The 10,901-nt window shown below is 39.0% G+C and carries 9 protein-coding genes; 4 read left to right on the top strand and 5 right to left on the bottom strand.

The features are described from left to right. Positions 1 to 122 precede the first annotated feature (122 nt). From Rain11_RS08515 to Rain11_RS08500, 4 genes are all read right to left on the bottom strand, one after another. On the bottom strand, positions 123 to 980 hold the full coding sequence (locus Rain11_RS08515) for a 7TMR-DISM family protein (protein ID WP_101358931.1): 858 nt from the start codon (positions 978 to 980) through the stop codon (positions 123 to 125). A 174-nt stretch (positions 981 to 1,154) separates the two neighbouring features. Beyond that, positions 1,155 to 2,093: a hypothetical protein gene (locus tag Rain11_RS08510; RefSeq protein ID WP_101358930.1), complete on the bottom strand. Its 939-nt coding sequence runs from the start codon at positions 2,091 to 2,093 to the stop codon at positions 1,155 to 1,157. Positions 2,094 to 2,107: 14 nt separating this feature from the next. After that, on the bottom strand, positions 2,108 to 2,527 hold the full coding sequence (locus Rain11_RS08505; RefSeq protein ID WP_101358929.1) for a DUF1573 domain-containing protein: 420 nt from the start codon (positions 2,525 to 2,527) through the stop codon (positions 2,108 to 2,110). Between the two features lie 42 nt (positions 2,528 to 2,569). Beyond that, complete coding sequence (locus tag Rain11_RS08500) at positions 2,570 to 3,124, bottom strand: energy transducer TonB (protein ID WP_101358928.1); 555 nt, start codon at positions 3,122 to 3,124, stop codon at positions 2,570 to 2,572. Positions 3,125 to 3,280: 156 nt separating this feature from the next. Here Rain11_RS08500 and Rain11_RS08495 point away from each other — a divergent pair, with 156 nt between their 5' ends. From Rain11_RS08495 to Rain11_RS08480, 4 genes are all read left to right on the top strand, one after another. Continuing rightward, positions 3,281 to 4,576, top strand: a complete 1,296-nt coding sequence (locus Rain11_RS08495; RefSeq protein ID WP_101358927.1) for a dicarboxylate/amino acid:cation symporter — start codon at positions 3,281 to 3,283, stop codon at positions 4,574 to 4,576. Positions 4,577 to 4,649: 73 nt separating this feature from the next. Next, a complete protein-coding gene (gene miaE, locus Rain11_RS08490; protein WP_101358926.1) occupies positions 4,650 to 5,231 on the top strand; it encodes a tRNA-(ms[2]io[6]A)-hydroxylase in 582 nt (193 codons plus the stop codon). A gap of 44 nt (positions 5,232 to 5,275) precedes the next feature. Further along, a complete protein-coding gene (gene proS / locus Rain11_RS08485; RefSeq protein ID WP_101358925.1) occupies positions 5,276 to 6,751 on the top strand; it encodes a proline--tRNA ligase in 1,476 nt (491 codons plus the stop codon). Between the two features lie 159 nt (positions 6,752 to 6,910). Next, positions 6,911 to 7,444: a YceI family protein gene (locus Rain11_RS08480; protein ID WP_101358924.1), complete on the top strand. Its 534-nt coding sequence runs from the start codon at positions 6,911 to 6,913 to the stop codon at positions 7,442 to 7,444. A 55-nt stretch (positions 7,445 to 7,499) separates the two neighbouring features. Here the strand turns inward: Rain11_RS08480 and Rain11_RS08475 are convergent, their stop codons facing one another. Then, positions 7,500 to 10,895, bottom strand: coding sequence for a TonB-dependent receptor (locus Rain11_RS08475; protein ID WP_101358923.1), 3,396 nt, complete (start codon positions 10,893 to 10,895; stop codon positions 7,500 to 7,502). Positions 10,896 to 10,901 lie beyond the last annotated feature (6 nt).

Genomic DNA, 10,901 nt, shown 5'->3' with positions numbered 1-10,901 from the left:
TGTCCTAACGGGCGTAGAGAGTTCTCTTTTTTTAGGTATGGTTTCCTGTTTTTGCAATATTGCCTCTTAAATGATACCCAATATCCACAACTTGTAAAAACTATTCAACTTTTGTCGGAGGACTAAAAAATTTGCATTATTTTACCTCCTAATGGGAAGTAGCGAAAAGTTTGTAAGAAATGTTTGGTAAAAAGTCCTGCTCCCATTATCCAAATACCAATACCTACACCTAAAATCATTTTACCCCAATACCCTTCTGTTCGCCATAAAAATTGAAATAAATGCCCGCTAAGCGAAAGGTAAAAAATCATTGCTCCCAAAAGAAAAAGGGCATAGTAGAGGTAATCTTTATCTTTGAAGTATATCCAATAAAAAATACTGCCCAGAAGCATTAAAGACATAATACCAATAAAAATGCCATAATATAATTCTAAAAGGCGAGAGGGTTCAGCGAAATAACTTCCACGCTCAATGTAGGCAGGAAATTGGATAGGGGTATCAGAATGAATTTTAATGTATATCCGTTGAACGAGGGTATCACGGGTTTCCAATGGAAAAATAATATAACGGTGCTTGATAGGTCTTTTTTGGAATTCTTCCAAAATTCCTGATTTGAGGGTTTCCCACTCTCCAAATTTATTTTTTTGATAAAGCCAAACTTTATCTAAAAATGGATATGAGGAATACAAGAGCCAATCACGAGCAAGTAAATCTTTGCTCTGTATTTCCAGACGTAGCCAGTAAGTTTTATGTGAAACACCTACATTAAAAACCTCTTGTGTATTTTTCTGAAAGCGGTTTTGGAAACTTTCAGCTGATACTTGTTCTATGCTGAAATCATTATGGGGGTCTTCTACCCAATACAAATATTTTCCTATTTCTTGGCTGGGTTTTTCGCCTTCAAGAATAATGGTTTGCCCAAATCCCTTAGAGTATTGTAGCCCAATGCCGATAATCAGTAGCAGTAGTTTTTTAAGCATAAGAGCCTCTGCATTTTGCTGAAATCCCCGCCCCCTTCATTAGATTTTTTGAACTACTAAAAAAAGAAATTCTTTTCACTCTTGCAAGCGAATATTTTGTTAAATTTTTTAATGCCCCCTAATACTTTCTTAAAAATATGCTCCTATAAAATCATCTATCAATAATTTGAGCAATTACCCTATATCTGTTTTACCCTCCAAATATCCAAATAAGCGAGATTTTATTTCGGGATTGTTTTCGTGAATATACTTGCCTTGTGCAAAATCTTTGAGGTAGTGAATATTTAAGAAATGCCCCCAAGCGTCTTTCTTAATAAAATGCTCACCATCAATTACAATACCTCTTTCCTCACGATAGGGGTGTAAAGCTCCAAGTTTAGCAACAATATCGTGTTCGTTGGAAAAACTTTCAATATGTGGTTTTTGATTAGGATTTTGAATAGGAGCGTGGCTCATTTCTTCGGCACAATTGGCAAAAGCATAGATTTCCAATTTGCCCAAATGAGGATTTTTTTCTTCAATCAGTAGGTCTAAAATGGTAGAAGTGATAAGCGTACCTTGTGAATGGCTAATAATGACGGCTTTATCTTTTTCAGCAAGAGCTTTACGAATCGTAGGGAGTACAAAATTAGCAAACTTGATGTTGGTATAACCTTTTTTCCCAACAGCCGATTGCATTAAGTCTAAAAAAATTCCATTAGTAGGATTGTGCAAAATGGTGATAGGTCGGTGGAATAGATGAATAAGATATTTAGCATTAGCCTCTGCTAAATCTTCGTTTGTTACAACTCCATTGATAAAAAACCATTTTTCGTGTTCAAATTTTTCGGGCATTTGGTTATCTACTTCCCAAATGCTACCTTGTTCCATAAATAGTACCGATTGCAAAAAGTTAGGTATAAAAGGCTTCAAAAAGTAATTATCACCCAAAAGTGGAGGCAAAGTAGCTTCTGAGGAGTATTTGATAAATTTCAGTATATCGGCAGAAGCCAGATTGAATTCGGAAAATTTATCTGTATCAAACCAAGTTTCAGGTTCTCCGAGTATAGATTTGATATATTCGCCGCGAGTGTTGAATAGTGCGTCTAATGTATTTCTGAAAATTTGTAACATAGCTAAAAAAATATTTATGGTTCAACGAAGCCTGTCATATACAATAGTTCCTCTTTGTTGATAGCATTACTAATAACCAAAATTACCTTTTTTTGTTCATTTTTTTGATTGGGTTTGGGGGTATAGATGACAGTAATTCGCCCTTTTTCGCCAGGGCGAATGATTTTTTTCTCTAACAAAGTTGTAGTGCAATTACAGCTGGTTTGCACAGATAAGATTTTAAGGTCTTTTTTACCTGTATTGGTAAATTCAAAAGTATGGGAAACCGAGTTGCCCATTTTCAGGTTGCCAAAATGGAATGTATTACTTGTAAAGGTAATACGAGGGGCATCAGGAGCAAATATCGTATCCCGAATTACTTGGGTGCTATCTTGGGAAAAAGCATTTATTTGAAAAAAAATCCCTACGATAAGGGAGAATATCCATTTGTTCATAGTTTTGTTTTTAAGTTTAGTCCTTCAAAAATTATGCAAATTTCACTCCTTTTTATACGGACTAAACGTAATAGGCACGGTTTTTCGCATAGCTACTTTTTGTTCTAAATTATTGGTGGCAGGCTCCCAACCGCCTTGCGAGACTTCCTGAATAGCACTTTTGATTTTATCTTCAATCAGTTGCCGAAAATCGGCTTCAATACCTTCGGGAAAACCTTCTACAATTTGAATATCAGAAATGGTAGCTTCTTTGCTTATTACAAATTTTACTACCAAAGTAGCTGAAAACTTACGTTTGCGAGCTTCTTCAGGGTAAGCGAGACGTTCTTTTACTTTACGCACAAATGTACTATCACCCTCTTTGAAATAGGCTTTTTTTACCAAATAAAATTTGCCTTTTTTTTCTTCGCCACTTTCGCTCATTTGTTGAGTGCTATCTGCCAGTTGAGTGCTATCTACCACTTGGGTACTATCAGTTGGGGTGGCAATTTTTAGAGAGTCAATGGGTTTCTCTACACCCGTACTATCTTGGGCGAAAGTTTTATCCCAAAAAAGAAAGCAAAGTAAAAACAAGCAAAACAAAACAGATTTTCGCATAAATAAAAAATTCAAGGTTTAGTCTTAAAGGTTCAAAAGTTTGAGGCTATGAAAAACTATTGCGAAGTTATGTAAATTTTGCTCTAAAATCAAAAAATCTTTTGCTCAAAATCAAAAAAACTTATTACTTTGCTTTTCTACCAAAAAACAAACGCAATGAAATTCAAGTTATCGCTGACCGCCAAGATTTTTTTAGGAATGATACTGGGGATTGTGGTAGGTATCATTTTGCCTGAGCAAAAGCAAATCGTTGATGGAAAAGAAATTACAGCTCCTCAAAATATTTTCACGATAGGCTCTTTTTCGCTTCACACACGCGACCTACAATTGCTAATGGATATTTTCTTGAGGCTGATAAAAATGACTATTGCTCCACTGGTTTTGAGTACGTTGGTAGTGGGTATTGCCAAAGTGGGCGATAAAAAAGCTCTTGGACGTATTGGCGTGAGAACTATTGGTTACTTTCTTTTTGCAACATTGCTTGCTCTTTCTTTGGGATTGATTTTGGTGAATGTTTTCCGTCCTGGCGATTTGCTTTCAGCCTCTTTGCCCCCCGAAGGTACAGAAACAGGCATCAATGCTCAAATGAATACCCTGAAAAGTTTTGTAGAGCATACATTCCCTAAAAGCGTGATTGACGCAATGGCTCATAATGAAATTTTAGCAGTGCTGGTGTTTTCAGTATTTTTTGGCATTGCGGCAATTTCCTTGCCTGAACATCAAAAAAGCGTGATCATCAAAGCTATGGATGCTCTTGCCCACGTGATGCTCAAACTTATCAATATGGTAATGGGTTTTGCTCCTTATGGAGTATTTGGTGCAATGGCGGTGTTAGTGAGTAAAATTGGCTGGCAAAAGCTCATTGAAGTGTATCCATATTTGATTTTTACGTTTTATTTGGGGCTAGCCATTTTTATATTTGTGATTTTGGGGGCAATTGCGGTGGCTTTGCGTTTGCCCTTTGTAAGAATTTTGAAGGAAATTCGCTTGCCTTTTTTCCAAGCATTTAGCACGGCAAGTTCCGAATCGGCTTTTGCTCAACTCATTGAAAGTCTGAAACGGCTCGGTTGTCCTGAAAAAGTTATCAATTTTGTTATTCCTTTGGGCTATTCGTTCAATCTTGATGGCTCTATAATGTATATGACCTTCGCCAGTGTGTTTATAGCCCAAGCCTATGGCATTGAGCTTTCTTTTGCTCAACAAATTCAGATGATGCTTATCCTGATGCTTACCAGTAAGGGCATTGCAGGTGTGCCAAGAGCTTCGTTGGTGATTATAGCAGGAACGCTCTCTTCATTCAATATCCCACAAGAAGGTTTGGCTTTACTTTTAGGTATTGACCACATTTTAGATATGGGCAGAAGTGGTACTAATATCGCAGGAAATGCTATGGCGGCTTGCATCATTAGCAAGTGGGAACAGAAAAATACCCCTGAAGGTTTAGAAACATAAATTCCTTTGTCTAATTTCTTAAAATGCTTGCTTTTACGAGGCTTTTTTAGCTATTTTGCGAAAAAAATGCTATATGTTGGGTTTGAAATTACCTACTGACCCTCGTTGGGTGAATTTGGCTGAAAAAAGTATCGCAGAAATCTTGATAGACCACGCTTATTGCGAGCAAAAAGCCGCTTCTTCTTGTATTTCGCTCATTGTCAAATATCCCGACAGAGAAAAACTCGTTGAAGTGCTTACTCCTGTGGTAGCCGAAGAATGGGGGCATTTTGAGCGTGTTTTAGAAAAAATGAAAGAAAGAAAAATCCCTTTGGGGCATCAGCGAAAAGATGAGTATGTAGAAAAATTACAAAATTTGCGTAAAAAAGGGGGGAGTTCCGAAGAGCAACTTGTAGAGCAATTGCTTATCAATGCGATTATTGAGGCTCGTAGTTGTGAGCGTTTCAAATTACTCTCGGAGCAAATTGCAGACGAAGATTTGAAAAAATTTTACTACGAACTAATGGTTTCAGAAGCAGGGCATTATGTCAATTTTGTGGAGCTTGCCAAAGAATATATGCCTGAAACTTACGTAAAAGCTCGCTTACAAGAGCTTTTAGCCCAAGAAGCTGAAATTATTAAAAGTTTGGAAATCAGAGGTGATAGAATGCACTAAATAGTTATACTTCAACCATTTGTTAAACTTTCAAAACTTGCTTTATGAGCAAACTGATTACTCCTCGCAACGAAAATTATTCGGAATGGTATTTGGATATTATCAAACACGCAGGGCTTGCCGAACATTCAGCCGTGAAGGGTTGTATGGTTATCAAGCCTTATGGCTATGCTATTTGGGAAAAAATGCGTGATGACCTTGACCGCCGTTTCAAAGAAACAGGACACGAAAACGCTTATTTCCCGCTGTTTATTCCTAAAAGTTTGTTTGAAGCAGAAGAGAAAAACGCCGAAGGTTTTGCCAAAGAGTGTGCCGTAGTTACACATTATCGCCTCAAAAATCACCCTACGGAAAAAGGCAAACTCATTGCTGACCCTGACTCTCGCTTGGAGGAGGAACTCATTGTTCGTCCTACAAGTGAGGCTGTAATTTGGAACACTTATAAAAATTGGATACAATCTTATCGCGATTTGCCTTTGCTTATCAATCAGTGGGCAAATGTAGTGCGTTGGGAAATGCGTACGAGATTATTTTTGCGTACTGCTGAATTTTTGTGGCAAGAAGGACACACAGCTCACGCCACTGCCGAAGAAGCTATGCAAGAAACCCGACAAATGCTAGAAGTGTATGCCGATTTTGCTGAAAAAGTCTTGGCTATTCCTGTTATCAAGGGCATAAAAACCGAAAATGAGCGTTTTGCAGGAGCAGATGAAACTTTCTGCATTGAAGCAATGATGCAAGACGGCAAAGCCTTGCAAGCTGGTACTTCTCATTTCTTGGGGCAGAATTTTGCCAAAGCCTTTGATGTAAAATTCTTGAATAAAGAAAACAAATTAGAGTATGTTTGGGGAACTTCGTGGGGGGTAAGCACTCGCTTGATGGGAGCTTTGATTATGAGCCATTCTGATGACAGCGGTTTAGTGCTTCCGCCAAAAGTAGCTCCAATTCAGGTAGTTATTGTGCCTATCTATAAAGGGGAAGAAAGTTTCGCCCGACTGAACGAAGCCTGCGATAATATTGCCAAAAGTCTCAAAAAACAAGGCATTAGCGTAAAATTAGATTTCAGAGAAACCCAAACGCCCGGCTTCAAATTTGCAGAATGGGAAGTGAAAGGCGTTCCTATTCGTTTGGCTTTGGGCTTACGAGATTTGGAAAATCAGACGATTGAAGTGGCTCGCAGAGATACTAAAAACAAAACTACTATCCCTCTGCAAGATGTTGAAGGCTATGTAAGTAATTTGTTGGAGCAAATTCAGCAGAGTATTTATCAAAAGGCATTGGAGTTTAGAGAAAAAAATACCTTTGAGGTGAATACCTATGAAGAGTTTAAGGAAGTAATGGAAAAAGGAGGTTTCGCCCTTGCCCACTGGGACGGCACCACCGAAACCGAACTGAAAATCAAAGAAGAAACCAAAGCCACTATTCGCTGTATTCCATTAAACGCCCGAAAGGAAACAGGAAAATGTATTTACACAGGTAAGCCCTCTTCACAAAGAGTAATTTTTGCACAAGCGTATTAAAATTGCTCACTAAATTCTAAAAATTGCAAAAGCGAGGCTTTTTTAATGGTGAAGCCTCGTTTTTATTTTTTTCTTAAATTTTGAACCTTTTTTCAAAATAAATGTTTTAACATTAAATATCATAACATCTAATTTGTTTCACCAAAAATTTTATTGATTATGACAAATGAAGTAAAATGGGTATTAGACCCTACACATTCCGAGTTACAATTCAAGGTAAAGCATTTAGTAATTTCTACCGTTACAGGTGCTTTCAAGAAGTTTGATGCTCACGTTATTGCAAATGGGGAAAGTTTTGAAGGTGCAAAAGTGAATTTGCAAGCAGAGGTAGCCTCTGTAGAAACAGGCAATAGCCAAAGAGACGAGCATTTACGCTCTGCTGATTTTTTTGATGCTATACAGCACCCCTCTATGCAATTCCAAAGCACTGAGTTGCGAAAAATTGATGACGAAAATTACGAGTTGCTCGGTAACTTAACTATTAGAGGAATTACTAAACCCGTGAAACTATCAGCAAGCTATGGTGGAACTATCAAGGACCCTTGGGGAAATATCAAAGCGGGTTTTGAGGTATCAGGGAAAATCAATCGCAAAGATTTTGGCTTGACGTGGAGTGCCGTAACTGAAACAGGTGGATTGGTAGTAAGCGATGAGGTGAAAATTGTTGCAAATGTAGAGTTTGTGAAAAGCTAAAAACAAAAATCCCTCTTGCAAAAAGAGGGATTTTTATTGGTGAAAATACGATTTTTTAGAAAGAGTATCTAATTCCGAATTGTGCTTGCCATACGGAGCGGGTGCTATTAGAATTGAGATATTTATTGAAACCAACTTTTGCTTCATCAATCGTTACACTTTTTGTAACAGGGTTCTGACTAGCAGAAACAGCTTCTACATCTGCATTAAAACGATACACAACATTTCCTGTTAGTTCATCATATCGTACAGCTTGCAGAGGGTTGCTTCTGCCGAACTGGAGTACCCCCCAATTTCTATTCAGCAAGTTGCCGATATTGATAATATCCCAAGTAATTTGCAACTGATGTTTCGCTTTTTTGCTTGGAGCATTGATAGTATGCGTAAAACGCAAATCAAAGCGATGATTCCAAGGGGCAACGGCTCCGTTTCTTTCTGCAAATTTACCACGTCGATTTCTTAAACTTTTTTCACCTTCAATGAAGTTATTTAGTCCTTCCCATTGCTGTTGGGGGCTAACAACATACGAAGCAGTTGTGATTAAATTGCCGTTGGCATCTGTAAAACCAAATTTGGATACATCAACCCCCTCGCGTGTAAAGGCTTCTAACTGAATTTCAGAGGCATTGCGAGGAATATAGATGAGGTCGTTATTGGGAATACCATCAAGGTTGATGTCGTTGATACCTCCTGTGGCGGCTTGTACAACAAACGAATAATTGCTACCTGATTGTCCGTTGTAGAATAAAGCAATTTGAGAAGAGCCGTATTCATTCCAGTTGTAGGTATAGCCAAATGAACCAATAACTCTGTGGCGTACATTGAAGGCATTTTCAGCAAATACAGGGGTATTGGGGCTATTGGCACCCACAATGTTATTGTTGAAGTTAGAAGCCGCTACTGAATTAGTAGCACTCAAAGCATCGCGAGCCATAGAGTGTGTATAAGCCAAGTTCCCGAAGAAATCTTTGCTATTTTTACGCAATTGAGCAGTAGCACTATATTGTACGCCTCCTTGTACGTTTTCAAGCACGTAAGCTCCTGTAAAGTTGGTAGGGTCTAAAAGGCGAGGACCTTGTCCGAAGGTACCAAAAAGCGGTCTGCCTTCATTATTGAGTACCCCTTGCTGACCTACCAAGTTAATATTTCTGAAAAACATATCATTCATTGTGTAGGTATAGATAAATTCGGCAGTTCCGATGATGTCCCAAATGGGAAGTTTTTGGTCAATGCCCAAGCTGGTTCTGAATACTTGTGGCAGACGCAAATCGGGGTTGGTAAGGTTCACTACCGAAGTACCACTTTGTCCGCCTGCTCCGGGAGGCAAGTAGTTAGGGTCGCTTAGGATTTGGTTTCTTTGAGCAAGGGTAAGCCCTGCAAAAATAGCATTGAGTTGGGCTTGGTCTTGAATGTTGGCTTGTCCGAAATCTATACCGCTGTTGCTGTATTGGTTAGAAAGCCACACGAAAGGCGGTCTGCCTGCAAAGATACCAATTCCTCCACGTACTTGGGTTTTGCCGTTGCCTTGGGCGTCCCAATTGAAGCCAATACGAGGCGACCATAACACGCGTGGCGTAGGAGTTAAATCATTTCTTACGCCAAATTTTTCTTCAAAAAGTCTGTTACGGCTCACCGTGCCAAGCATTAGGGGCAAATCGCCACGCAAGCCAAGAGTAAGACGCAAGCGGTCGTTGGCGTTCCATTCGTCTTGTACATATAAGCCTAATTGCACTGCTGACCATTTGGCAGACTCGCGAGGGTTAGAAGTACGAGAATAATTTTTCAAATATGCGGAAGGAATTCCCGATTCAAGGCTGAAATTAGGTACAGAAGTATCAATTTGCCCTGTTACGGGGTCGCGAGGGGCAAGGATAGAATTAAAAGTCCATTCACCTGCAACTGCTTGAATGAAAAGGTTATCAAACTGATAAATTTCGTTTCTTGTACCAATCAAAAACTTATGTTTTCCTCTAAACCAAGTAAGATGGTCAGTGATTTCTATAAGGTTCTGACGAAGGCTATTAGCCCCTGCAATGCGGTCAGTTCCTGTAATCACCGTTCCCAAATCCGAAACATTCACACGCATACTGGGAAAATCTCTTTCCTCGTTCCTACGAATATCAAAAATATTAGTATAGCCCAATCTGAATTCATTGCTGAGTTTATTATTAAAGCGGCTTTGTACTTCCAAAACGGTGGTGTTGGTAGTGTTGGTGATTCTTGTACCAGAATTGGGGAAAGAAAAAGTTGTGCTACTTCTAAAAATTTCTTGCGAAAAGGCATTGATAAAATTGTGGCGAAGTGTAATGGTGTGCTTATCGTTGAGGTTGTAATCAAAGCGAACGAAAACTTTGTTGTTGTTTTGAATATTATCGTAGTTTCTCAAAGGGTCGCCAGGGTCGTAGTTGAAGTTTTCAATATGCAGACGGCGAATAGTGTTGAGGTCATCAAGAATTTTTTGCAAGCGTCCTTGGTCGTTGCGGGCATAAAAATCTAAATTGAAAAGATTAGGTTCGGTGCGTCTGCCTACTTCACCATTTACAAAGAAAAAGAGTTTATCTTTCAGAATAGGACCGCCTACACGGAAGCCATATTGATTATCGCGGAAGTTAGTAATTGTAATGTCGCTGTTAGCCACACGATTACCTACTAAATCTTGCGTTTTAATAAAAGCATATGCCGAACCTTCTATGCTATTTGTACCACTACGAGTTACGGCATTCACACCACCACCAATAAAACCACTCTGACGTACATCATAGGGAGCAAGTACCACTTGAATTTCCTTGATAGCATCAAGGCTGATAGGTTGAGAGCCTGTTCTACCGCCGGGTGTGCCTCTATCATTCAATCCGAAAACATCATTATTTACGGCTCCGTCAATCATTACGTTGTTGTAACGATTATTTTGCCCTGCAAAGGAAAGCCCTCCGTTGGCTTGAGCTGAAAACTGAGGCGTAAGACGTACAAAGTCTTCCAAACCACGCGAAAGAGTAGGCAAAGCATTAATTTCTTCGGTAGAAATGTTTGTGGAAGCCCCTGTGCGAGAAGCATCAAAAATTCTATCTTTTACAGCAATTACCTCAATGGCAGTAATTTCTTCACTTTCTTCGGGAGCAATAAAATTGAGTTTGAGGGTCTGTCCGAGTTGTAAGGTGATACCTTCTTGTTTTTGAGTTTTGTAGCCAACAGCCTCCACTGTAATTGTGTAAGGACCGCCTGTTTTCATATTAGGAATGAAGAATTCTCCCTCTTCATTGCTGGAGGCTCCATAGCGTGTGCCTGTGGGCTGGTGAATGGCAATGACAGTTGCACCTATGACAGGTTGCTTTTTATTATCTTTTACACTTCCTTCCAAGGAAGCTGTTGTAATACCTTGTGCATTGCCGCGAAAGCTATACAACGTCCAAAGTAAAAACACAAATGAGTAGCGTAAAATTTTTGACATCATACAACA

This window comes from Raineya orbicola (genome assembly GCF_002843425.1).
GTDB lineage: Bacteria > Bacteroidota > Bacteroidia > Cytophagales > Thermonemataceae > Raineya > Raineya orbicola.
This window is presented reverse-complemented; position numbering and strand designations above follow the sequence as displayed.